Source organism: Novosphingobium lentum NBRC 107847 (assembly GCF_001590965.1).
GTDB lineage: Bacteria > Pseudomonadota > Alphaproteobacteria > Sphingomonadales > Sphingomonadaceae > Novosphingobium > Novosphingobium lentum.
Genome location: NZ_BCTW01000015.1, coordinates 89,914 through 113,832, shown reverse-complemented (window position 1 = coordinate 113,832; position 23,919 = coordinate 89,914). Strand labels below are relative to the sequence as shown.

The 23,919-nt window shown below is 66.8% G+C and carries 22 protein-coding genes; 10 read left to right on the top strand and 12 right to left on the bottom strand.

What is annotated here, in order from left to right; genetic code table 11:
• Positions 1-51 precede the first annotated feature (51 nt).
• On the top strand, positions 52-1,272 hold the full coding sequence (hemA, locus tag NL2_RS14340; protein ID WP_068076375.1) for a 5-aminolevulinate synthase: 1,221 nt from the start codon (positions 52-54) through the stop codon (positions 1,270-1,272).
• A gap of 93 nt (positions 1,273-1,365) precedes the next feature.
• Here hemA and NL2_RS14335 read toward each other — a convergent pair whose 3' ends face one another.
• From NL2_RS14335 to NL2_RS14320, 4 genes are all read right to left on the bottom strand, one after another.
• On the bottom strand, positions 1,366-2,583 hold the full coding sequence (locus tag NL2_RS14335; RefSeq protein WP_068076374.1) for a type III PLP-dependent enzyme: 1,218 nt from the start codon (positions 2,581-2,583) through the stop codon (positions 1,366-1,368).
• A gap of 175 nt (positions 2,584-2,758) precedes the next feature.
• Positions 2,759-3,991 carry a serine hydrolase domain-containing protein gene (locus NL2_RS14330; RefSeq protein ID WP_068076397.1) on the bottom strand — a complete coding sequence of 411 codons (1,233 nt, stop codon included), beginning with the start codon at positions 3,989-3,991 and terminating at the stop codon, positions 2,759-2,761.
• A 36-nt stretch (positions 3,992-4,027) separates the two neighbouring features.
• Entirely contained in the window at positions 4,028-5,230 is a 1,203-nt protein-coding gene (locus NL2_RS14325; RefSeq protein ID WP_068076373.1) for a carboxynorspermidine decarboxylase, read from the bottom strand.
• 127 nt (positions 5,231-5,357) lie between these two features.
• Positions 5,358-6,563, bottom strand: a complete 1,206-nt coding sequence (locus NL2_RS14320) for a saccharopine dehydrogenase family protein (RefSeq protein WP_068076372.1) — start codon at positions 6,561-6,563, stop codon at positions 5,358-5,360.
• 181 nt (positions 6,564-6,744) lie between these two features.
• On the opposite strand from NL2_RS14320, the gene NL2_RS14315 reads away from it, so the two are divergent.
• The 5 genes from NL2_RS14315 (at position 6,745) to NL2_RS14295 (ending at position 10,665) form a co-directional block, all read left to right on the top strand.
• Positions 6,745-7,668, top strand: a complete 924-nt coding sequence (locus NL2_RS14315; protein ID WP_245647698.1) for a threonine ammonia-lyase — start codon at positions 6,745-6,747, stop codon at positions 7,666-7,668.
• A gap of 125 nt (positions 7,669-7,793) precedes the next feature.
• The gene (locus NL2_RS14310) at positions 7,794-9,023 is read left to right on the top strand and encodes a BtaA family protein (protein WP_068076370.1); all 1,230 of its coding nucleotides are present in this window, start codon (positions 7,794-7,796) and stop codon (positions 9,021-9,023) included.
• Positions 9,020-9,673 (top strand): class I SAM-dependent methyltransferase, encoded by a 654-nt coding sequence (locus tag NL2_RS14305; RefSeq protein ID WP_068076369.1) that lies wholly within the window; start codon positions 9,020-9,022, stop codon positions 9,671-9,673. The genes NL2_RS14310 and NL2_RS14305 overlap by 4 nt, the downstream gene beginning before the upstream one ends.
• A 97-nt stretch (positions 9,674-9,770) precedes the next feature.
• Positions 9,771-10,223, top strand: a complete 453-nt coding sequence (locus NL2_RS14300; protein ID WP_068076368.1) for an MAPEG family protein — start codon at positions 9,771-9,773, stop codon at positions 10,221-10,223.
• A gap of 13 nt (positions 10,224-10,236) precedes the next feature.
• Positions 10,237-10,665 carry an MAPEG family protein gene (locus NL2_RS14295; protein ID WP_068076367.1) on the top strand — a complete coding sequence of 143 codons (429 nt, stop codon included), beginning with the start codon at positions 10,237-10,239 and terminating at the stop codon, positions 10,663-10,665.
• Between the two features lie 144 nt (positions 10,666-10,809).
• On the opposite strand, the gene NL2_RS14290 is transcribed toward NL2_RS14295, so the two are convergent.
• From NL2_RS14290 to NL2_RS14260, 7 genes are all read right to left on the bottom strand, one after another.
• Positions 10,810-12,027, bottom strand: coding sequence for a class I SAM-dependent RNA methyltransferase (locus NL2_RS14290; protein ID WP_068076366.1), 1,218 nt, complete (start codon positions 12,025-12,027; stop codon positions 10,810-10,812).
• Positions 12,024-13,454: a bifunctional ADP-dependent NAD(P)H-hydrate dehydratase/NAD(P)H-hydrate epimerase gene (locus NL2_RS14285; RefSeq protein ID WP_068076365.1), complete on the bottom strand. Its 1,431-nt coding sequence runs from the start codon at positions 13,452-13,454 to the stop codon at positions 12,024-12,026. Before NL2_RS14285 ends, NL2_RS14290 begins: the two co-directional genes overlap by 4 nt.
• Positions 13,438-13,806 carry a hypothetical protein gene (locus NL2_RS14280; RefSeq protein WP_245647696.1) on the bottom strand — a complete coding sequence of 123 codons (369 nt, stop codon included), beginning with the start codon at positions 13,804-13,806 and terminating at the stop codon, positions 13,438-13,440. Before NL2_RS14280 ends, NL2_RS14285 begins: the two co-directional genes overlap by 17 nt.
• Before the next feature lie 7 nt (positions 13,807-13,813).
• Complete coding sequence (gene ilvD, locus NL2_RS14275; protein ID WP_068076364.1) at positions 13,814-15,667, bottom strand: dihydroxy-acid dehydratase; 1,854 nt, start codon at positions 15,665-15,667, stop codon at positions 13,814-13,816.
• A 158-nt stretch (positions 15,668-15,825) separates the two neighbouring features.
• Positions 15,826-16,557 (bottom strand): N-formylglutamate amidohydrolase, encoded by a 732-nt coding sequence (locus NL2_RS14270; RefSeq protein WP_068076363.1) that lies wholly within the window; start codon positions 16,555-16,557, stop codon positions 15,826-15,828.
• Positions 16,558-16,585: 28 nt separating this feature from the next.
• Complete coding sequence (locus tag NL2_RS14265; protein WP_068076362.1) at positions 16,586-17,395, bottom strand: 4-(cytidine 5'-diphospho)-2-C-methyl-D-erythritol kinase; 810 nt, start codon at positions 17,393-17,395, stop codon at positions 16,586-16,588.
• A gap of 28 nt (positions 17,396-17,423) precedes the next feature.
• Entirely contained in the window at positions 17,424-19,070 is a 1,647-nt protein-coding gene (locus NL2_RS14260; protein ID WP_068076361.1) for an electron transfer flavoprotein-ubiquinone oxidoreductase, read from the bottom strand.
• A gap of 118 nt (positions 19,071-19,188) precedes the next feature.
• On the opposite strand from NL2_RS14260, the gene NL2_RS14255 reads away from it, so the two are divergent.
• The 4 genes from NL2_RS14255 to NL2_RS14240 all read left to right on the top strand — a co-directional run bounded on the left by NL2_RS14255 (position 19,189) and on the right by NL2_RS14240 (position 23,471).
• Complete coding sequence (locus tag NL2_RS14255; protein WP_169799516.1) at positions 19,189-19,995, top strand: uracil-DNA glycosylase family protein; 807 nt, start codon at positions 19,189-19,191, stop codon at positions 19,993-19,995.
• Positions 19,992-21,761 carry a lytic transglycosylase domain-containing protein gene (locus NL2_RS14250; RefSeq protein ID WP_068076359.1) on the top strand — a complete coding sequence of 590 codons (1,770 nt, stop codon included), beginning with the start codon at positions 19,992-19,994 and terminating at the stop codon, positions 21,759-21,761. The genes NL2_RS14255 and NL2_RS14250 overlap by 4 nt, the downstream gene beginning before the upstream one ends.
• Positions 21,751-22,278 (top strand): molybdenum cofactor biosynthesis protein B, encoded by a 528-nt coding sequence (moaB, locus tag NL2_RS14245; RefSeq protein ID WP_068076358.1) that lies wholly within the window; start codon positions 21,751-21,753, stop codon positions 22,276-22,278. The genes NL2_RS14250 and moaB overlap by 11 nt, the downstream gene beginning before the upstream one ends.
• A gap of 107 nt (positions 22,279-22,385) precedes the next feature.
• Positions 22,386-23,471, top strand: coding sequence for a PA0069 family radical SAM protein (locus NL2_RS14240; protein ID WP_068076357.1), 1,086 nt, complete (start codon positions 22,386-22,388; stop codon positions 23,469-23,471).
• A 15-nt stretch (positions 23,472-23,486) separates the two neighbouring features.
• Here NL2_RS14240 and NL2_RS14235 read toward each other — a convergent pair whose 3' ends face one another.
• Positions 23,487-23,915 carry a DUF1330 domain-containing protein gene (locus NL2_RS14235; RefSeq protein ID WP_174522619.1) on the bottom strand — a complete coding sequence of 143 codons (429 nt, stop codon included), beginning with the start codon at positions 23,913-23,915 and terminating at the stop codon, positions 23,487-23,489.
• Positions 23,916-23,919: the final 4 nt, after the last annotated feature.

The following is a 23,919-nucleotide window of genomic DNA, read 5'->3' as shown; positions in this document are numbered from 1 at the left end:
CGCGGGGTCGGGCTTGGTGACAGGGAATCGGCCGGGCCAGAGGAGCGGGGCTTGAACTACGAACAGATTTTCGACCAGGCGATCGAACGGCTGCATTCCGAAGGCCGCTATCGCGTGTTCATCGATATCCTGCGCAACAAGGGCGCCTATCCCAACGCGCGCTGCTTTGCCGGGCACAACGGGCCCAAGCCGATCACCGTGTGGTGTTCGAACGATTACCTCGCCATGGGCCAGCACCCCAAGGTCATCGCCGCGATGGAAGAAGCGCTGCACGATGTCGGCGCCGGTTCGGGCGGCACGCGCAACATCGGCGGCAACACGCATTACCATGTTCAGCTGGAAAGCGAGCTGGCCGACCTGCACGGCAAGGACGGCGCGCTGCTGTTCACTTCGGGCTATGTCTCGAACGATGCCACGCTGTCCACGCTGGCCAAGATCCTGCCCGGCTGCATCATCTTTTCGGATGAGCTGAACCACGCCAGCATGATCGCCGGCATCCGCAATTCGGGCGCGGAAAAGAAGGTGTTTCGCCACAACGATGTCGAGCATCTCGAACAGCTGCTGGCCGAAACCGATCCGGCGGTGCCCAAGCTGATCGCGTTCGAATCGGTTTATTCGATGGACGGCGATGTCGCCCCGATCCACGCGATCTGCGACCTGGCCGACAAGTACAACGCGCTGACCTATATCGACGAAGTGCACGCGGTGGGCATGTACGGCCCACGCGGCGGCGGCATTTCCGAGCGTGAGGACGCCGCCAGCCGCATCACCATCATCGAAGGCACGCTGGGCAAGGCGTTCGGCGTGATGGGCGGCTACATCGCGGCCGACACGCGGATCATCGACGTGATCCGCAGCTACGCCCCCGGGTTCATCTTCACGACCTCGCTGTCGCCGGTGCTGGTCGCGGGCGTGCTTGCCTCGGTACGCCACCTCAAGTCATCGAGCGCGGAACGCGAAGGCCAGCAGGAAGCCGCAGCCTCGCTCAAGCAGATGTTCCGCGATGCCGGGCTGCCGGTGATGGATTCGACCACGCACATCGTGCCGCTGATGGTGGGCGATCCGGTGCGGACCAAGAAGATCGCCGACATCCTGCTCGCCGAATACGGCGTCTATGTGCAGCCGATCAACTATCCCACCGTGCCGCGCGGCACCGAGCGTCTGCGCTTCACCCCCGGCCCGGCGCACACCGCAGACATGCGCCGCGAACTGACCAGCGCGCTGATCGAGATCTGGCAGCGCATGGAACTGGACTTGCGCAAGGCGGCGTAAGTTTCCCGTCGCCGATCCAGGCCAAATTTCTCCACCAACAAAAAAGCCCCCGCTCGCGCAGGGGCTTTTTCGTTTCAGTCCTCTCCGAAAGTCTTAGCGCAGGCTGACCACGTTGTCCGACACGCGCGGGTCGCGCCGGTCGCCGCGATACTGGCTGGCCATCGGCTCATCGTTGGCGACGTGCACGTCGGTCGAGCCGAAGCCGTTGAACGCGGTCTTCATCGCCGCGCCATAGGCACCGAGCATGCCGATCTCGATGTAGTCGCCCGCCTTGATGACGGCCGGCAGTTCGAACGGCCCGTCCATGTGGTCCATGTCGTCGCACGTCGGCCCATAGAAGCTGAACGGTTCGAGCGCGCCGGTGATGTCCACCATCGTATCGTCACGCAGCAGCTTGACCGGGAAACGCCAGCCGACATGCGCCGCATCGAACAACGCGCCATAGGCACCGTCGTTGATGAACAGTTCGGTGCCGCGCCGCTTGTCCACGCGCACGATCATCGAATTGTATTCGGCACACAGCGCACGGCCCGGCTCGCACCACAGTTCGGCCGAGTACGAGACCGGCAGCGATTCGTAGGTGCGGTCGATGATGGCGAAGTAATCCTCGAGCGGCGGCGGCTCCATCCCCGGATAGATCGACGGGAAGCCCCCACCGACGTCGATGATGTCGACCAGCACCGATGCATCGACGATCGCCGCGCGCACGCGGTCCATCGCCTGGACATAGGCGTGCGGGCTCATCGACTGGCTGCCGACGTGGAAACAGATGCCCAGCGAATCGGCGGCCTGCCGCGTGGCCTGCAGCAGGTCGCGCGCTTCGGTCAGGTCGCAGCCGAACTTCGACGCCAGGCTCAACTCCGAATATTCCGACGAAACGCGCAGGCGCACGCACAGCGTCAGGTCCTCGGCCGCCTTGCCGTCGTCGCCGGTGGTGGCCGTGACGATCTTTTCCAGCTCCTCGAGCGAATCGAGGCTGAACACGCGCACGCCATGCGCGGCATAAGCCTCACGGATGGCGCTGGGCGTCTTGACCGGGTGCATGAAGCACAGCGTGGCCTGCGGCAGCGTTTCGCGCACCAGGCGCACCTCGGCAATCGAGGCGACATCGAAGTGCGTCACGCCTTCATTCCACAGCACGCGCAGCAGGTCGGGCGAAGGATTCGCCTTCACCGCATAAAGCGAGCGGCCGGGGAATTTATCGACAAAGAAACGCGCGGCCCGCGCCGCGGCATGCGGGCGGTTGAGGATGACAGGTTGCTCAGGCGATGATGCGCGAACTACAGCCAGTGCGTCAGGATAATGGTGCAACTCAAGGGACCCCCAAACGGTTTGTTTCAACAAGGCTGCCTTGCGGTTAGGAAGTCCCCATGGGGCAGCGGGGGGTCGCTATAGAAGCACAGTCCTGAACTGCAAGTGAAAATCCGGCAGGTTCAAGCCACGGTCACAAAAATGAAACAAAGACGGCGGAATGACGGGCGGGTGGTCAGCCGCGCTGGAGGTGCTCGGCCAGCGCCGCCCACGCGGGCAGCGACAGCACGTCGTTGGCGCCGTTGGCTGCAATCGGGTGCGACGCGAACCGTGCGACCACCATCTCCGCCGCTGGATCGACATGCAGCGTCTGGCCGTGAATGCCGCGCGCGCTGAAGGTCTCGTGCGCGTCGTGGCTGATCCACCACTGGCTGCGGTAGCTCCAGCCGGGCAGCTGCGGATAATCGGCTTGCGCGAAATGTGCGCGGTCGCCGCCCGCCCGGATGCGCGCGACGGCTGCCGGGGGGATCACCCCGGCCCCATCCAGCCGCAGCGCTTCGCCGAATCGCGCAAGATCATGCAGCGTCGGGTTCAGCCCGCCGCCGGCGAACGGCGTTCCGGCCGAATCGACCAGCATGTCGGCATCGTCGGCCAGCCCCAGCGGCCCCCACAGCCGGTCGGACAGCACCCGGTGCAGCCGCTGTCCCTCGATCCGCGCGACGATCCAGCCCAGCACTTCGGTGTTGCAGGTGCGGTAGGTGAACCGCTCGCCATGCGTCCCCGCCTTCGCCACGGTCGGCAGGTAGGCATAAAGGTCTTGCGGCCCGGCATAGCCCGGCGGGCGCGGGGTGAGGCCCAGCGCGGCGCTGAACGCGCCAATGCCCGAGGTCGGGTCGGTGTAGTCCTCCGAAAAATCGAGCGCGGTGGTCATGTCCATCACCTGGCGCACCGTGGCATCGCCAAAGCCGCTGCGGGCCAGTTCGGGCACAAAGTCCACGACGGGCGCGGAAGGATCGAGGAGGCCCTGCTCGATCAGCATTTCGGCAACGGTGCCGACAAAGCTCTTGGTCACCGAAAACACGATGTGGCGCGATTGAGGCCCGGTCACGCCGAACCAGCGGTCGTACACCACCGCGCCGCGATGCAGCACGACGATGCCGTCGGTGTAGTTGCCGATCAGGCCGTCATCCCAGCGCACCGGCGCGCCGTCGCCCAACGGCGTGAACACGATCGCGTCGATATCGTCACGCAGCGCGACCGGCAGCGCCCGTGCCGCGCCCTGCCCGCGCGCAACATTCAGCGTCGGCAGGAACTCGCGCATGTTGGAATAGGCATAACGGTTGGTCGGGAACCGCATGTGGTCGGCGTGTGCCGCGACGATGCGGCGTTCCAGCGGCGGGGGCATTCCCTGCATCCAGCCCATCGCGACAGGATCGCTCGTCACGCCATCGAGCACGCGGTCCGTCATCCTGCCTTCTCCCGATTTATCGGGCTGCAGCATGCCTTACGAAAGGCGGTCGCGGAAGTCCTCGTAGGAAAAGCTGCGCACGCGCTCCAGCGCGTCGCTCTCGCTGTCCCACAGCCAGATCGAGGGCAGCGGCACGCCATTGAACGTCGTGGTCTTGACCATCGAGTAATGCGCCTGATCAAGGAACGCGAACCGCGCGCCGGGTTCGCACGGCACCGGCAGGCGGTAATCGCCGATCACGTCGCCGGCGAGGCAGGATGGCCCGCCCAGCCGCACGCGATCGCCCTCACCCACGTCGCCGCCGCTTTCGTCCGGCGCATCGCGTTCGCCCAGCATCGCCGGGCGATAGGGCGCCTCGATCACGTCGGGCATGTGGCAGGTCGCGGAAATGTCGGTGATGGCGAGGCGCATGCCGTTCCACTGCGTATCGAGCACGGTGCCGACGAGGATACCGGCGTCGAGCGCGACGGCCTCGCCCGGCTCGAGGAATATCTCGCAACCCGTCTCGGCCTTCACGCCTTTCAGGAACGCGACCAGATCGTCGCGCTGGTAGTCGGCGCGGGTGATGTGGTGGCCTCCGCCGAAGTTGAGCCACTTCAGCTGCGGGAAATACCGCGCGATGCGCGGCCTGAGTGCGTCCCACGTGCGGTTCAGTGGCGCGAAGTCCTGCTCGCACAATGTGTGGAAATGGAGGCCGTCGACGCCTTCCATATGCTCATCGGTCAGTTGGTCGACCGGGAAGCCCAGCCGTGAATGCGGGGCGCACGGATCGTAACGCGGCACTTCACCCTCGGCATGGAGCGGGTTGATGCGCAGACCGACATCGAATGCATCGCCGCGCGACCGCGCCAGCGCGATCTCGGGCACGAACCGCGCTAGCTGGCCGGGCGAATTGAAGATGACGTGATCGGAAAGCTGGCAGATCGTGGGCAGGTCCTGCGCCTTGTACGCCGCGCAATACGTCGCGATCTCGCCGGAATAATGCTCGGCGGCCAGCTTCGCTTCCCACAGGCCCGATGTGCAAACCCCGTCGAGATATTCACCCACCAGCGGCGCCACGCGCCACATCGAAAACGCCTTGAGCGCGGCCAGCACCTTGATGCCTGCGCGGTCGCGGACGTCAGCGAGGATCGCGAGGTTGGCGCGCAACCGCGCGGCATCGACCACGAATGCCGGGCTATCGACCCGCGACAGGTCGAAATGGGCGAAGGCCCCGGGGTCTCCTGCTCTGGTTTCCATTACCTGGGCCCGATGTTGCGCACGTGCTTCGACAAGCTCAGCATGAGCGGCGTTGGTTCAATACAGATACAATTCCCGCTCATCCTGAACCTGTCGAAGGATCATGGCGAGCCTGGCAATGGCGCGCTCAAAACTCCAGCGGCCCCGCCAGTTCCTTGACCTGCCACGGCAAGCCATGGGCGTTGAGCATGTCCATGTACGGATCGGGGTCCATCTGCTCGATGTTGAACACGCCCGCCCCGCTCCATACGCCCTGCACCATCAGCGCAGCGCCGATCATCGCCGGCACGCCGGTGGTGTAGCTGACTGCCTGGTTGCCGGTTTCGGCATAAGCCTCCTCGTGGTCGCAGATGTTGTAGATGTAGAACGTGCGCTCCTCGCCGTCCTTGTAGCCGGTGGCGATGTCGCCGATGTTGGTCTTGCCCTTGGTCGTGGCGCCGAGCGACGCCGGTTCGGGCAGCACGGCCTTGAGGAACTGCAGCGGCACCACTTCCTGCCCGTTGTACATCACCGGGTCGATCCGGGTCATGCCCACGTTCTGCAGCACGGTGAGGTGCGTGATATAGGCATCGCCGAAGGTCATCCAGAAACGGATGCGCTCGATCTCGGGCAGATGCTTGGCGAGGCTCTCCAGTTCCTCATGGTACATCAGGTACATGTTCTTGGGGCCGACGCCCTCGAACGAGAACGTCTGCTTCGTGCTCAGCGCGGGCGTCTCGATCCACTGGCCGTTGAGGTAATGGCGCGCGGGCGCGGTCACTTCGCGGATGTTGATTTCCGGGTTGAAGTTGGTGGCAAAGTGCTGGCCATGATCGCCGCCGTTGCAATCGAGGATGTCCAGCGTGCGGATCGTGTCGAGCTTGTGTTTCTTCAGCCACGTCGCGAACACGCTGGTGACGCCGGGATCGAAGCCCGAACCCAGCAGCGCCATCAGGCCCTTGGCCTTGAACCGTTCCTGATAGGCCCACTGCCAGCTGTATTCGAACCTGGCCTCGTCGATCGGTTCGTAGTTGGCGGTGTCCATGTAGTTGACGCCCGCTTCCAGGCAGGCGTCCATGATGTGCAGATCCTGGTACGGCAGCGCAAGGTTGACCACGAGCACCGGCTGCACCTGCCGGATCAGGGCGGTGGTCGCGATCACGTCGTCGGCGTCGATCTGGAACGTGTCGATCACGATGCCGGTGCGCTGCTTCACGCTTTCGGCAATCGCGTCGCACTTGGTCTTGGTGCGGCTTGCGAGCGCGATGCCGGTGAAGATGTCGGCATTGAACGCCATCTTGTGAACCGCAACCGAGCTTACGCCGCCTGCGCCGATTACCAGTACTTTCGCCATGCTCGCTCCAACTGTAGTGCGTCTGTTGCGTTCCCGCGCGGGCAACGCGTCCTCCGTCGCGCCTTAGGGGATCGTCATGACAAACCCAAGTCCCACTGGCCCAAGTCCCACTGGCCCAAGTCCTCCAACTCCCCCCGACATCGTGAGCCGAACCCCGACTGCCGCCGGCGTCGCCCGCGCGATGCAGAAGATCGCCGCGCTGTTGCCGCCCACGCCGCTGCTGCCGCTCGATGTCGATGGCCTGACGATCTGGTGCAAGGCCGAATGCCTGCAACCGGTCGGTGCGTTCAAGATTCGCGGCGCATGGCACCGCATGACCGACTTGTCGGATGAAGAACGCGCGCGTGGCGTGGTCGCGGTGTCGAGCGGCAACCATGCGCAAGGCGTGGCCTGGGCCGCGCAAAGGCTGGGCGTGGCCGCCACCATCGTGATGCCGTCCGATGCGCCGCAGGTGAAGCTGGATGCCACACATGCGCTGGGCGCGCAGATCGTGCTGTACGAACGGATGCGCGAATCGCGTGACGCCATCGCCGCCGCGCTGTGTTCGGGAATTGGGGCAACGCTGGTCCATGCCTATGGCGATCCGTGGGTGATCGAGGGACAGGGCACGGCCGGGCTGGAACTTGCCGCACAGATGGAACGATGGGCGGGCGGCGCACCGACCCGCATCGTCTGCCCGTGCGGGGGTGGCGGGCTGACCGCCGGGTTGGCATTGGCCTGCCCCGAAGCGGAGATCCGCCCGGTCGAGCCCGCCGGCTGGGACGACGTGACGCGCAGCCTTGCCGCCGGAACGATCCTGCCGATCGACGCCGATCCGCCACCCACCGCGTGCGACGCCCTGCAGACGACGGCGACGTATCCGATCAACTTCGCCGTCATGCAGGCGCGCGGCATCGCGGGGACGACCGTGACCGAGCGCGAGGTGCGCGATGCGCAGCGATTGGCGTTCGCGCGGTTGCGGCTGGTGGTCGAGCCGGGCGGCGCGGCCGCTCTGGCAGCCGTGCTGGCAGGCAAAGTCCCCGCCGACGGACGCACGGCGGTGATCCTGTCGGGCGGCAACGTTGATCCGGCCGCGTTCGCCCAGATGATTCCTACCGAAAAGTGATTTCGACCGAGACATGATTTCGACCGAAACATGATGGCTGGGGGCAACTGAAAGAAAACCGTCGCGAAACGGTCACCACGTCGCAACGGACGCCACCTAACGCGGACTCGAAAAGGATCGAGTCCATGAACAGCCCCGCGTCCCGAACTGCTTCTTCCGCGATCGATCGCGCCGTCATCCGCCACGATGCGGAACCCGGCGCACGTCTGCTCGACAAGGCATTCGCCTTCGCCTTTCGCGGCCTGGTCTATGCGCAGATCTGGGAAGACCCGGTGATCGACATGGAAGCGCTGGCGATCACGCCCAAAAGCCGCGTCGTCACGATCGCCAGCGGCGGCTGCAACGCCCTGTCCTATCTGGCGGCGAACCCGGCTTCGGTCACCGCGCTGGATCTCAACACCGCGCACGTCGCGCTCAACAAGCTGAAGATCGCGGCGGTGCGCCACTTGCCCGATCACGCCCACCTCCACCGGTTCTTTGCGCAAGCCGACCGGTCCGAGAACGTCGCGGCTTATCACAGCCTGCTCGCGCCCCATCTGGACGATGTCACGCGCCGATACTGGGAAGGTCGCGATCTCGTCGGCCGCCGGCGCATTGGCGGCTTTTCCAAGGGCATCTACAAGCGCGGGCTGCTCGGCAACTTCATCGGTGTCGCGCATCTGCTGGCGCGGGCCTATGGCATCGATCCGCGCGCGATCCTGGCCGCCACCACGCTGGAGGAACAGCGACAGGTGTTCGAGGAGACGTTCTCGCCGCTGTTCGACCGCCGGCTGATCAAGTGGATCACCAGCCAGCCCGCCTCGCTGTTCGGGCTCGGCATTCCGCCCGCGCAATACGATGCGCTGGCCGGCGATGAGCAGATGGCGGTGGTGCTCAAGCGCCGGCTGGAAAAGCTGGCCTGCGATTTTCCGTTGAACGACAACTATTTCGCCTGGCAGGCGTTCTCGCGCGGCTATGGTCGCGGGCCCGGTGCGCCGGTGCCGCCGTACCTCGAAAAGCGCAACTACGAGGCGGTGCGCGACCGGATCGGACGGATCGAGGTGTTGCACGCGAACTTTGCCGAGCATGTCGCCGCGCAGCCCGATGCCAGCCTCGATCGCTATGTCCTGCTCGATGCGCAGGACTGGATGGACGATGCGCAGTTGACCAGCCTGTGGCGCGACATCACCCGCACCGCCCGCCCCGGCGCGCGCGTGCTGTTCCGCACCGCTGCCGAACCCAGCCTGCTGCCGGGCCGCGTGCCCGACGATATTCTGGCCAAATGGGACTATTCGCCCGACGACGCGCAGCGGCTGGTCAAGGCCGATCGCTCGTCGATCTACGGCGGCCTGCATCTCTATCGGCTCAAGCCATGAGCACCGCGCCGGTGTTGACGCCCGATCACGGCGCGCTGATGGATTCGGTCTATCGCAAGCAGCGCCACGTCTATGATGCCACGCGCAAGTTCTACCTGTTCGGTCGCGACCAGCTGATCGACGGGCTCGCGCTGCCTCATGGCGGCAACGTGCTGGAAATCGGGTGCGGCACCGGTCGCAACCTCGCGCGGATCGCCAAGCGGTGGCCGGGCACCACGCTCTACGGTCTGGATATTTCGGCGGAGATGCTCAAATCGGCGAGCGAGCGGACCAGCGGCATGGCCCGGCTGGCGCAAGGCGATGCCACGCAGTTCGATCCCGAAGCGCTGTTCGGCGCCGCCACGTTCGATCGCGTGGTCATCTCGTTCGCGCTGTCGATGATCCCCGACTGGGAACAGGCGCTGCTCCATGCGGCAAGCCTGCTGGCGCCGGGTGGATCGCTGCACGTGGTCGATTTCGGCGATATGAAGCGGATGCCGGCGATCATCCGCGCCCCGCTGCGCCGCTGGCTGACATGGTTTCACGTCGCGCCCCGCAACGACCTGGTACGCCTTGCCCTGGCCCAGGCGGCGCGACGCGGGTTAGGCTGCCGCAGCCGCATCGGACTGGGCGGCTATTACCAGATGGTGATACTGGGCCGGGTCCGCTGAGGCGGAGAACCGGTTGCATTTGACAATCGAATGTCGCTCGCGCAGTCTTTCCCGCGAAAACGGCCTCGGCCGCGATAACAATAACGGGGGAAGCCTGATGCAGGCCCAAATGCTCGCGCCGGCCGCTGTGCTGGTGCTGTGGTCGCTGGTTATGCTGCTATGGATGGTGCACACGCGCTTCGCCGCGTTCGGCAAGGCGGGCATCGACCTCAAGGTGTCGCCGCCCGGCGGGCGTGGCCAGGCGCTCGAAGGCGTGCTGCCCGATCAGGTCAACTGGAAAGCGCACAACTTCTCCCACCTGATGGAGCAGCCGACGATCTTCTATCCCACGGTGGTGATCCTGGCGATCATGGGGGCGGGCGCGATCGACGTGGCGCTCGCGTGGGCCTATGTCGCGCTGCGCATCGTCCATTCGGTGTGGCAGGCCACGGTCAACCGTATCCCGGTGCGGTTCGTGCTGTTTGGGCTGTCGACGGTGTGCCTGCTGGTGCTCGCCATCCGCGCGGTGATCGCCACGTTGTTCCACGATCCGTCGATCGTTTCAGCCTGAGGGGAATCGCATCATGATCGGCATGGAAATCCTCAAACCCGTGGTCGTACTGGCCGGCTGGACCATGGTCATGTGGCTGTGGATGTATGCCACGCGCATCCCCGCGATGGGCAAGGCCGGGATCGATACGGGCAAGCTGGTCGGCGGAACGGGCAAGTCGCTCGACGACGTGCTGCCCGCTGATGTCCAGTGGAAAGCACACAACTACAATCACCTGCACGAAGCACCTACGGTGTTTTATGCGGTGGCGATCGTGCTGGCGATCGTCGGTTCCGGCGATGGGATCAATGCCAAGCTCGGCTGGGCCTATGTCGTGCTGCGGATCGTCCACAGCCTGATCCAGGCGACGGTCAACCGCGTGGTCGTGCGCTTCATCGTGTTCGCGCTGTCGAGCCTGGTGCTGATCGCGCTGTGCCTGCACGCCGCGATGGTGGTGTTTTAGATTTCTCCACTGACGTGGAAGCGGCACCGGCCCGCTCCCCCGGCCCGACCACCCGACAGGTTATCTTATGGGTGGTCGGGCCGGGGGAGCGGGCCGGTGCCGCCCTGTTTCAGCCTCGCTGAAACAGATAAATTGCCCCCCAATTCAGCCCTTGGTGAACAGGCTGGCCAGCTCGACGTGGGTTGACCAGCGGAACTGGCCGACCGGGCGCAGTTCGGCCAGCGTGTAGCCGCCGGCGATCAGCGTCGCTGCATCGCGGGCCCAGCTGGCGGGGTTGCAGCTGACATAGACCACGCGCGGCACGCGGCTCGCCGCGATCTGTTCGATCTGTTCGCGCGCGCCGGCGCGGGGCGGATCGAGCAGCACCGCGTCGAACCGGTCGAGCTCCTCGGTGCGCAACGGGTTGCGGAACAAGTCGCGATGCAGCGCATGGACTGGGCGGCCCTGGCTGCGCGCGGCGGACTGGCAGGCGAGGTGCGCGTCGCGCGCGGCTTCCACCGCCAGCACTTTGGGCTTGTCCGCGTTGGTCGCGCCCGCCAGCGCAAACGCGAACGTGCCCAGCCCGGCGAACAGGTCGGCGACCGTGACGGCTCCGGCCAGCCACGCGCGCGCGGCAGCTACCAGCGCGGCCTCGCCATCCAGCGTCGCCTGCAGGAACGCGCCGGCCGGAAATGCGACGGCGCTGGTGCCCAGCGTGATCGTCGCCGGTTCGGGCTCCCACACCGTTTCGGGGCCATAGCCGCCATCGAGCATCAGCCGCGCCAGCGCATGGTCACGCGCGAAATCGAGCAGCGCCTCGGTCTTGGTCAGGCCCTCGGCGGCCAGCCCGGTCAGCGACACCGACACGCCCTGGTCGAGCAGCGTCAGTTCGGCATCGACCGCCAGCTTGCGGCCGCCCCAGCCTTCCAGCAGGCGCCGCAACGGATCGACCAGCGCGAACAGTTCGGGCACCAGCACATGGCATTCGCGCATGTCGACGATGCGGTGCGAGCCCTGTTCGCGAAAGCCGATCACCACGCGCTTGCCCATGGCAGCGGCATGCAGCACCGCGCGGCGGCGCGTGTACGGTGGGGAGACATGCGGCGCGGCCACGGCCGGGGCGTCCAGCCCTTGCCCCGTCGCTCCGCCGATGACGCGCGCCGCAACGAAATCGGCCAGTGCTGCTTCGTCGAGATGCTGGAGCTGGCACCCGCCGCACTTGGGGAAATGGCGGCAGGCGGGATCGGCGTGATGCGGCCCGCGCTGCACGGTGCCATCGGCCAGCAGCAGATCACCCGGCGCGGCGAGCGCGGCATAGCGGCCATCGGCGGTGACCCCGTCACCCTTGGCCGCGATGCGCACGATGGTATCGATCGAGGTCATGCCAGTCCCGCCGTCAGCGCCCGTTGCATTGCGTGGGCGAGGTCTCCGGCGGTGAACGCCGCCCCGCACAACCGCGCGGCTTCGCCATGGAGCCACAGGCCCTCGCGCGCCGCGCGCAAGGCGTCGCCATGCGTGGCGAGGCAACTGGCGATGGTTCCGGCGAGCACATCGCCGCTGCCCGCGACCGACAGCCAGCTCGACGCACGCGGTGCCAGCACCAGCGCGCCGTCGGGCGCGGCGATCAGGCTGTCTGGACCCTTCAGGAGCACGACCGCGCCGCTGACTTTGGCCAGCGCCAGCGCCCGTTCACGCCGGGAGCCGTCGCCCGGCAGGCCGAACGCGCGCTCGAGCGCCGCCATCTCGCCTTCGTGCGGCGTCATCACCGTCGCGGCAAGGCATCCTTGCAGCATGGCCGGTTCGAGCAGCATCAGCGCATCGGCGTCGAGCACCAGCGGACCGTTACGCGCCAGCACCGGCCTGAGTCGTGCGACCGCCGCAGCGTCGCGGCCCAGCCCGGGGCCGATGAGAACGGCGGCGATGCGCTTGTCTTCCAGCGCGGCAGCAAGGGCGCCGGCATCGGTGCCTTGGGTGCAGACCAGATCGTGTGGCACGCCATCGGGGCGTTGCGCGGCCAGCAGCTTCACGTAGCCGGCGCCGCCGCGCAGGGCCGCATCGGCTGCCAGCAACGCCGCCCCCGGCATCGCGCCGCCCACGATCGCCAGCAGTCCGCGACGATACTTGTGCGAATCGGGCAAAGGCGGTGCGATGCGCGCCGGTTGCAGCACATGGGCCGCGCCACCAACCGCCGCCACGCCGATGTCGACCAGCCGCAACGCGCCCATCGCCACGCTGGCCGGCATCGTCCAGTGCGCGAATTTCCACGCGCCGAGCGCGATCGTCAGCTGCCAGTCGGGCAGGCCTTCGTTCAGCGCCGCGCCGCTGTCGCTTGCGATACCGCTGGGCAGGTCGATGGCGATGCGGTGCGGATGGCGGTTGGCCAGCCCGCGCAGCAATGCCAGCAGATCGTCGGGCAAACCGCGCGTCAGACCGCTGCCGAACAGACAGTCGACCAGCACGTCGCCATGAACGGAAGCACCGGGGCCGCGCACGTCGCCGCCGAACAGCGTCCGCGCCGTGCGCGCGGCAGGCGTCGCGGGATCGCGCGCGGCGATCACCGTCACCGGGTTGCCGTGTTCGCGCAAGTGTTCGGCGATGACATAGCCGTCGCCGCCATTGTTTCCCGGCCCGCACAGCACCGTCACCGCACGACCGGCGGCGATCCGGCGGACATATTCGCCCGCGCCGCGCCCGGCGCGCTGCATCAGTTGATCGACATCGGTTCCGCCCGCGATCAGCGCCGCTTCTGCGGCGCGCATTTGCGCCACCGACAGGACTTGCGCGAGCGTGGAGTCAGGGCGTCGCGGCATCGGTCGGCTTCTGCGTGGCGGGAAACAGGTAGCGGTCGGTGCCGACGGTGACTTGCAGCCGGCCATCGGCGGTCCATTGCGCGGACGAATCCTCGGCCCCATCGGCCGGGATCACGCCGCGCCCATCGGTCACGGCCTGAAACCGGCGAAATCCGCCGTTGGCATGACGCACCACCAGCAGGTGCCGCCCGCCCTGCACCGCTTTTTCAACATGGCACGTGCGACTGAATTTTGCCGCCGCGCCGATGGCGCAGTCGATCGCCTGGCCCTGCGGCTGATCGGCACCGCGCGAACACGCCGCCAGCGAGACCGTGGCCGTGGCCACGATCATCAGGGCGGCACGGCCCGTCACGTGCCGCTCAGACCTTCTTCGCGTTCAGCTGCGAGATGTCACGCACGGCCCCGCGCGCGGCGCTGGTGGTCATCGCGGCATAGGCCTGCAGCGCGATCGACACCTTGCGCGGGCGCGGCTTGGCGGGGTGCCAGCCATGGGCCTCGGCTTCCGCGCGCCGCTCGGCCAATTCGGCATCGGGCACCGCCAGCGTGATCGAACGCTTGGGGATGTCGATCTCGATCCGGTCGCCGTTGCGCACCAGCCCGATCGCGCCACCTTCGGCCGCTTCGGGCGAGACATGGCCGATCGACAGGCCCGACGTGCCGCCGGAAAACCGCCCGTCGGTGATCAGTGCGCACGCCGCACCCAGCCCCTTGGATTTGATGTAGCTGGTGGGATAGAGCATTTCCTGCATGCCCGGCCCGCCCTTGGGGCCTTCGTAGCGGATCACCACCACGTCGCCCGCCACGACCTGCCCGGTCAGGATCCCGGCGACCGCCGCATCCTGGCTTTCAAACACTTTGGCGGGGCCTGCGAACACCAGGATCGATTCGTCCACGCCCGCCGTCTTCACGATGCAGCCGTCGATCGCGAGATTGCCGCTGAGCACCGCGATGCCGCCGTCGGTGCTGAACGCGTGATCGGCGGAACGGATCACGCCGTCCTTGCGATCGAGATCGAGTTCGGCCCAGCGCCGGTCCTGGCTGAACGCGACCTGGGTGGGCACGCCGCCCGGCGCCGCGCGGAAGAACTTCTGCACCTCGGGATCGTTGGTACGGCTGATGTCCCAGGCATCCAGCGCATGCGCCAGCGTCGGGCTATGCACGGTCGGCAGGTCGGAATGGATCAGGCCGGCCCGGTCGAGCTGGCCCAGGATCGCCATGATCCCGCCCGCGCGGTGGACGTCTTCCATATGCACGTCGGCCTTGGCCGGCGCGACCTTGGACAGCACCGGCACGCGGCGCGACAGGCGGTCGATATCGGCCATGGTGAAATCGACCTCCGCCTCGTGCGCGGCGGCGAGCAGGTGCAGCACCGTGTTGGTCGAACCGCCCATCGCGATGTCGAGCGACATGGCATTCTCGAACGCCTCGAAGCAGGCGATGTTGCGCGGCAGGACGTTGGCGTCATCCTGCTCGTAATAGCGGTGGCACAAGTCCACCACGGTGCGCCCGGCGCGCAGGAACAGCTGCTTGCGATCGGCGTGGGTGGCCAGCGTCGAGCCGTTGCCAGGCAGCGACAGGCCCAGCGCTTCGGTCAGGCAGTTCATCGAATTGGCGGTGAACATGCCCGAACACGATCCGCAGGTCGGGCAGGCCGAGCGTTCGATCACATCGACTTCGGCGTCGGTCATGCGATCGTCGGCGGCGGCAACCATCGCGTCGACCAGGTCGAGCGCGACTTCCTTGCCGTCGAGCACGACCTTGCCGGCCTCCATCGGGCCGCCCGACACGAACACCACCGGGATGTTGATGCGCAGCGCGGCCATCAGCATGCCCGGCGTGATCTTGTCGCAGTTGGAGATGCACACCATCGCATCGGCGCAGTGCGCGTTGACCATGTATTCCACGCTGTCGGCAATCAGGTCGCGCGACGGCAGGCTGTAGAGCATGCCGTCGTGGCCCATGGCGATGCCATCGTCGACCGCGATGGTGTTGAATTCCTTGGCGACACCGCCCGCCGCCTCGATCTCGCGCGCGACCAGCTGGCCCAGGTCCTTCAGGTGGACATGGCCGGGCACGAACTGGGTGAAGCTGTTGACCACGGCGATGATCGGCTTGCCGAAATCGCTGTCCTTCATCCCGGTGGCCCGCCACAGGCCCCGCGCCCCGGCCATGTTGCGGCCATGGGTGGTCGTGCGCGAACGATAGGCAGGCATGGGACGAACTCCGGTATGGCGATCTTGTCCCGTCCGTTCCGAGCTTGTCGAAGGACTGCACTCGTTCTTGAAAATGCCCGCACCGGCATGAAGAAAAAGGACGGTCCTTCGACAAGCTCAGGACGAACGGGATATGGGGTTGGGCGCGCCCTACACCTCTAATCCACCAGCATCAACGCCACTTTGTTCGCTATCCGTGCGAGCCGTTCCGCCCACACGGCCTGGCCCGCCGCATCGCCGATCTGGTCCTGCCGGATCTCGATGCCCAGATAGGGCCGCCCCTCGGCCTCGGCATGGCGGTTCATCGTCGCGTTGAGCAGCTTGCCCGAATACGGCTGCTGGTCGCCCACCACCAGCCCCTCGGCCGCCAGCAGCGGGATCGCGATACGGGCGGCGCGATCGTCCTCGTTGTACAGCACGCCGACCTGCCACGGCCGCTGCTCGTCCGGATGGCTGGCGAGATGCGGGGTAAAGCTGTGCAGCGACACGATCAGCGACTGCGGCGTGGCGTCGAGCAGCGCGGCCAACCCGTCATGATAGGGCCGAAAGAACCGCGCCAGCCGCGTCTCGTGTCCGGCATGATCGAGCGCGTTGCCGGGGATGGCGTGCCCGTCGCTGGCGATCGGGAACACGGTGGGCAGATGCTCGTCGCGGTTGAAATCGCACACCAGTCGGCTGACGTGGCCAAGGTAGGCGGCGATGCCGGGACGTGCCGCCATGAGCGCCGCAACTTGCGCCACGCCGATGTCGACGGCGACGTGCTGGTCGAGCAGCGCGGCCTCGATGCCGAGGTTGATGTCATCGGGCACGCGGTTGGAGGCATGGTCCGACACGACGAGGATGCCGCCGAAACGGGGTGTGCCAACAAGCTGGCAAGCCTCGGACATCATCCCCGACGCGAACGGAAACTGGGGTCAATCACCGAAGTTTGCCCTGCAATTGCCACCAGTCGGGATGCGCGGCGCGCAGCCGGTGCGCCGCCGCTGCCATGACGTCAGCGTTTTCGTACAGCGCGAAGCAAGTGGCGCCCGATCCGGACATGCGCGCCAGCAGCGGCGCGGTGCCGCGCAATGCCGCCAGCACATCGCCGATCGCCGGCACCAGCGCGAGCGCGCTCGGCTCCAGATCGTTGCGTCCAGTGAGCGCAATCGCCCGCGCATCGCCATCGGGCAGCGGCCCGCGGTCGATCCCGTTCCAGCCCGCGAACACCGGCCCGGTGGCGAGCGGAATGCGCGGGTTGACCAGCAGCACGGCAGTGCCGGTCAGGTCGCTGTCGAGCGGTTCCAGGTCGGTACCGGTGCCGCGCCCGATGCAGGTCACGCTGGCGACGCAGGCGGGTACATCCGCGCCCAGCTTTGCCGCGCGTTGCGGCCAGTCGTCGGGCAGCTTGTGCGCGCGATCGACCAGCCGGAACACCGCCCCGGCGTCGGCCGAACCGCCGCCCAGCCCGGCCGCGACCGGCAGCCGCTTGTCCAGCGTCACCCGCCAGCCGCCCGGTCCGTGCGGCAGATGCGACAGCGCGCGCGCCACGATGTTGCCGAACGGATCGGTCAGCCCCGCGGCAAATTCGCCCACGACGCGCAATTCGTCGCGCGGCGCGGGTTGTACGCTCAGCTCGTCGCCCGCATCGACGAACGCGAACACCGTCTCCAGCTCGTGATAGCCATCCTCGCGCCGGGCACGGACGTGCAGCGCAAGGTTGATCTTGGCGTAAGCGGTTTCACGCATCTAGCTCCTCCACCTATCAGGGAGGAATTCACATGTTCGGATAGTTCGGCCCACCGCCGCCCTCCGGCGTGACCCATTCGATGTTCTGGGTCGCGTCCTTGATGTCGCAGGTCTTGCAGTGGACGCAGTTCTGCGCGTTGATCTGCAGGCGCGGGGTGCCTTCCTCGACGCCGATGAACTCGTACACCCCCGCCGGGCAGAACCGCGCCTCGGGCCCGGCATACAGCGGCAGGTTGATCCGCACCGGTACGGACGGGTCCTTGAGCACGAGGTGACTCGGCTGGTCTTCCTCGTGGTTGGTGTTCGACATGAACACCGACGAGAGACGGTCGAACGTGATCACGCCGTCGGGCTTGGGATAGACGATCGGCTTGAACAAGTCGGAGCGCTGCGTCGCCTCGCTGTCACGGTGGTGCTTCATTGCCGGGATCACGCCGATCTTGAGCGTGCGCATCCACATGTCGGCGCCTGCCAGCACGGTGCCCAGCTCGCCACCGAACTTGGCGACCAGCGGCTGCGCGTTCTGCACCTTCTTCAGTTCGGTCGCGATCCAGCTGTCGCGCACCGCTGCATCGTATTCGTCCAGCGCGTCATGCTCGCGCCCGCCCTTGATCGCGGCGGCGGCAGCTTCGGCGGCGAGCATCCCGCTCTTGATCGCGGTGTGGCTGCCCTTGATCCGCGGCACGTTTACGAACCCGGCCGAGCACCCGATCAGCGTCCCGCCGGGGAACGCCAGCCTGGGCACCGATTGCCAGCCGCCCTCATTGATCGCACGCGCGCCGTAGGACACGCGGCGCCCGCTCTCCAGGATCGCGCGAATTTCGGGGTGCAGCTTCCAGCGCTGGAATTCCTCGAACGGATAGACCCACGGGTTGGCGTAATCGAGCGCGGTGACGAAGCCCAGCGCCACCTGGTTGTTGGCTTGGTGGTAGAGGAACCCGCCGCCCCAGCTGTCGCTTTCCGATAAAGGCCAGCCCTGCGTGTGGATCACCCGGCCGGGCATGTGCTTGTCTGGATCGATGTCCCACAGTTCCTTGATGCCGATGCCATAGACTTGCGGCTGGCAGTCGCGCTCAAGGTCGTAGTGCTGCTTCAGGCGCTTGGTCAGGTGTCCACGCGCACCCTCTGCAAACATTGTATATTTTGCATGGAGCTCCATGCCCGGCTGATAATCGGCCTTTTTCGTGCCGTCCTTGGCGATGCCCATGTCGCCGGTGGCCACGCCCATCACCGCGCCGCTCGCATCGAACAGCACTTCGGCGGCGGCAAAGCCGGGGAAGATCTCGACGCCCAGTTCCTCGGCCTTTGCGCCCAGCCAGCGGCACAGGCTACCGAGCGAGCCGGTGTAGTTGCCCTCGTTCGACATGAACGGCGGCATCGGCCAGTGCGGGATCGCCAACTTCTTGTTGCGCGTGAGCAGCCAGTGCCAGTTGTCGGTCACCGGCACTTCGGCCATCGGGCAATCGTCATCGCGCCAGTCGGGCAGCAGTTCGTCTAGCGCACGCGGATCGACCACTGCGCCCGACAGGATATGCGCGCCGATCTCGGAGCCTTTTTCGAGCACGCACACGGTAAGGTCCGGATCGACCTGTTTCAGCCGGATGGCCGCACCCAGTCCGGCCGGTCCGCCGCCGACGATAACCACATCATACGGCATCGATTCGCGTTCGCTCATGCCCCAGCTCCGTTCTACCGCGCGATTGTCTTCGCATAACGCCTTGAAAGCTGGCATCGGCAAGGTCAAGACCGGAACGAGCGCGCGGGTTGCGCGAACCTCAAGGGAACGCAACGGATTGCTCGAACAACGCGAACACGATGCCAAGGCGTTGCTGGCAGCAACGCTGGACTGGTGGCGCGATGCGGGCGTCGATAGCGCATTCATCGATAATCCGGCGGACTGGCTGGAATCCGCACGGTCGAGCGATGCCGATGATTCGGGCGCCGCTGCTGCTGCACAGCCCGCCCCCGATCGCCGTGCCCGCGCCGCCGCCAAGCCTCCCCTCCCCGGCACGAACGACGCTCCCGCCCGACCGGCAGAAGTCAACCGCGCGGCATGGCCGACATCGCTGGCCGATTTTGCGGCGTGGTGGCTGACCGACCCCGCCATCGACGACGCCCCGGCCGCCTACCGCGTCGCGCCATCGGGGCCGGCCAATGCGCCGCTGATGGTGCTGCTTGTTATGCCCGAACAGGGTGACGACGCCGCGCTGGCGGCTGGTCCGACGGGCAAGTTGCTCGACGCGATGCTGGCCGCGATGGGGTTGTCACGTGCCGAAATCTACCTCGCCAGCGCGCTGCCGAGCCGAATCGCGGTGCCCGAATGGCCGGTGCTGGCCGCGCGCGGCCTGGCCGACGTGCTGCGCCACCATGTCGCGCTGGCCGCGCCGCAACGGCTGCTCGTTTTCGGTCGGGCCGGCATTTCAACGCTGCTGGGCCACGATCTGGCGAATAAAGCTGCCGATTCACCCTTTTTTAACCATGAGGGGGTGAGTTTGCCGTTCGTAGCGGCCTATGACCTTGAGACGCTGCTGGCCAAGCCGGCACTCAAGGCGGGGTTGTGGAACCGCTGGCTCGAAACGACGGGGACCGACAAGACATGAAATTCCGGCGCATTGCCCGCGCTGCCGCATTGAGCCTCGCATGCACTGCGGGCCTTTCTGCCGTGCCCGCGTCGGCCAACAGCGCAGCGGTCGATTATTTCCGCAACCGCGCCGATCGCACCGCCGTGCCGACGCTGCTGACCAAGGACGATCGCAGCTACTACACCTCGCTGTTCGGCGCGATCGACAAGGGCGACTGGACGATGGTGCAGGCGCTGTTCGCGCAGCGCCCCGATGGTCCGCTGCATGCCGTGGCCCGCGCTCAATATTATCTCGCCGCGTCCTCGCCCAAGGCGGAGCTGCCCGCGCTGACCCAGTTGCTCAGCCAGGCGCCCGACATGCCCTGGGCCGACCAGATCGCCCGGCTGGCGATGAAGCGCGGCGCCACCGGCATGCCGATCCTGCCCGATACGCAGGCGCTGTACACATTGCCTTCCGCCAGCAAGCGCATCCGCCCGCAGTCCACCGGCGACGGCACGATGCCCGGCTCGATCGCCGCCGCGATCCAGGAACGGATCAAGGGCGACGATCCCACCGGCGCCAAGATCCTGCTCGACGGGATCGACGCCGCGCTGTCGTCCTCGGCCCGCGCCGAATGGCGGCAGAAGGTCGGCTGGGCGTTCTATATCGAGAACGACGATGCCTCGGCCCGCGCCGTTTCGCTCAGCGCCAACGAGGGTGACGGCCCCTGGGTGTCGGAAGCGCTGTGGACGGCGGGGCTCGCCAGCTGGCGCACGGACGATTGCCTGTCCGCTGCCGACAGCTTCGAAAAAAGCGCCATGGCCGCGCGTAATGAGGAACTGTCCGCCGCCGCCAATTACTGGGCCGGTCGCGCCTGGCTGCGCTGCCGCAAGCCCGAGAAGGTATCGGCCGCGCTGCGCGCCGCCGCGCGCAACACCGATACGATGTACGGCATGCTCGCCGCCGAAACGCTGGGCATGCGCGAGGCGCAGGCTTCCATCGCACCCGATTTCTCCAACGATGACTGGCAGCAGCTGCGCGAAGTCGGCAACGTGCGGCTCGCCGTGCAGCTGGCCGACATCGGCGAAGACGGGCTGGCGGACGAAGTGCTGCGCTACCAGGCGCGCATCGGTGCGCCGGGCCAGTATGCCCCGCTTTCGCGCCTCGCGCGCGATCTGGGCCTGCCCTCGACCCAACTGTGGATGGCCTACAACGCGCCGTCGGGCGCGCGTCCCGATGCCGCCGCACGTTTCCCCGCGCCCAAGTGGACGCCCGCCAACGGCTGGCAGGTCGATCCCGCGCTGGTGTTCGCGCACAGCCTGCAGGAATCGAACTTCCGCACCGCGGTGACCAGCCCGGCGGGTGCCAAGGGCCTGATGCAGATCATGCCCGCCGCCGCACGCGATCATGCGCGCGACCTCGGTGTAGCCGGCAACGCCTCAGACCTCTCGCGCCCCGAAGTGAACCTTGCGTTCGGCCAGCTTCATCTCGAAGCGCTGCGAGACAACGGGGTAACGCAAGGCCTGCTGCCGAAAGTCATGGCGGCCTACAACGCCGGACCGGCGCCGATCGGCCGCTGGAACACCGAGATCCACGATCACGGCGATCCGCTGCTGTGGATGGAATCGATCCCGTACTGGGAAACGCGCGGCTATGTCGCGATCGTGATGCGCAACTACTGGATGTATGAAAAGCAGGCGGGCGGCGCGTCCGACAGCCGGCTGGGCCTGGCGCAAGGCATGTGGCCGAAGTTCCCCGGGCTGGCCGGCGCCGAATCGGTCAGGATCGCCTCGCGTGGCAATTGATCCGACGCGCACGTTCAAGCCCATCGCCATCGCCTTGCTGACCGTTTCGGACACGCGCGGGCCGGACGATGATACCTCGGGCGATATTCTCGCCCAACGCATCCGCGACGCCGGGCACCAGTTGCCGGTGCGCGCCATGGAAAGGGACGACGCGGCCCGCATCGCCGATCGCCTCAGCACGTGGATCGACGATCGCAGCATCGATGCGGTGATCATCACCGGCGGCACCGGCCTGACCGGCCGCGACGTCACGCCCGAAGCGCTCGACAAGGTCAAGACGCGTGACATTCCGGGGTTCGGCGAACTGTTCCGCTGGCTCAGCTACCAGACGATCGGCACCTCCACCATGCAGTCGCGCGCCTGTGCGGTGGTCGCGCGCGGCACCTACATTTTCGCGCTGCCCGGATCGAACGGCGCAGTGAAGGACGGCTGGGACGGTATCCTTGCCGAACAGCTCGACAGCCGCAACCGCCCCTGCAACTTCGTCGAACTGATGCCGAGGCTGCTGGAAGCGTAAGACGCCGTTGCCCCGATTATAGTCGTCCCGGACTTGATCCGGGACCGCAGGCGAGATGGCGCAAACCCTTCTTGCCCAATGTTCCGCATTTGTTCTAATATCGTCGGATGGAACGGCGCGACTCTCCCCTTGTCTCCGGTCGTGGCGCGCAATCGGCCACGGTATCGACGCGATTCGGCTTGGCCACGCGTGAGGCGGACGGCGACTGGCTCGACGCCCGCAGCGACATAGACGGTCAGGCGCCCCGCCTGCGCACCACCGTGATCGACGAATTTCCCAAAACCATCCTCAGCTTCAACCAGTCGCCCGACATTCCGTTCGACCGTTCGGTCAACGCCTATCGCGGCTGCGAGCACGGCTGCATCTACTGCTTCGCCCGGCCGACCCATGCCTATCACGACCTGTCGCCAGGGCTGGATTTCGAGACGAAGCTGTTCGCCAAGCCGGGCGCGGCCGACCTGCTGCGGCGCACATTCGCCAGGCGCGGGTACCGGCCGCGCCCGCTGGCGATGGGCACCAACACCGATCCCTACCAGCCGATCGAGGGACGCTATCGCATCACCCGCGACTTGCTCGAAGTGTGCCTCGAAGCGCGCCACCCGGTGACGATCACGACCAAGTCCGACCGCCTGCTGCGCGACCTCGATCTGCTCACAGAACTGGCGAAGCTCGGGCTCGTCGCGGTCGGCATCTCGGTCACCAGCCTTGATCCGCATCTGTCCATCCTGCTCGAACCCCGTGCAGCATCACCCGGCAAGCGGCTATCAGCATTGGGAAAACTGGTGAATTCCGGCGTCCCCGCGCACGTCTCGATCGCACCGGTGATCCCCTCGATCACCGACGAGTTCATCGAAAGCATCCTCGCCCGGGCCGGCGCTCTCGGCGTGCGGTCGGCCAGCTGGATCATGTTGCGCCTGCCGCACGAAGTCGCCCCGCTGTTCCGTGAATGGCTCGCCGCGCATTATCCCGATCGCGGTGACAAGGTCATGGCCATCGTCCAGTCGGTACGCAACGGACGCGACAACGATCCCGGGTTCTTCAGCCGGATGAAACCGCAAGGCGTGTGGGCCGACCTGTTCCGCACCCGCTTCCGCCTCGCCTGCAAGCGCTCGGGGATCGACCAGGCCAAACTGGATCTCGATTGCTCGCGCTTCCGCGCGCCGGATGTGGACGGGCAGATGCGGCTGCTGTGATGCGGCGCGCTGATCCTAACCCACCTGAACCCCGAACCGCACGAGCCGGCTATCCTCGACCGCAGCCTGCCGGTGGACCACCGCCCGCTTGTATTCCGCGTCGGTGACCATCGCGAGAAACGCAGCGGCATCGGGGTAGCCCATCACGAACGTGGCATCCCACGGCCAGTCCGCCGGGCCGGTCACCACGCATTCGAACGCGCCGGACCACGCCATTTCCGCGCCGACCCGCGCCAGAATGGGGGCGATCGCATCGTGATACGCCGCATACGCCTCGCGCCCCGACCACCCGCTGATCGCGCAGTCATGCCCCTTGGGGTAGGCTGCCACTTCGCGGAACTTGATCAGGTTGAGCATGCGGATCGGCGTGTCGCGCGGCAGCGCCTTGAACACGGAGAAGGTTTCGCGGCTGGGATCGATGTAGTTCAGCACGTCGGGCTCCATCGCC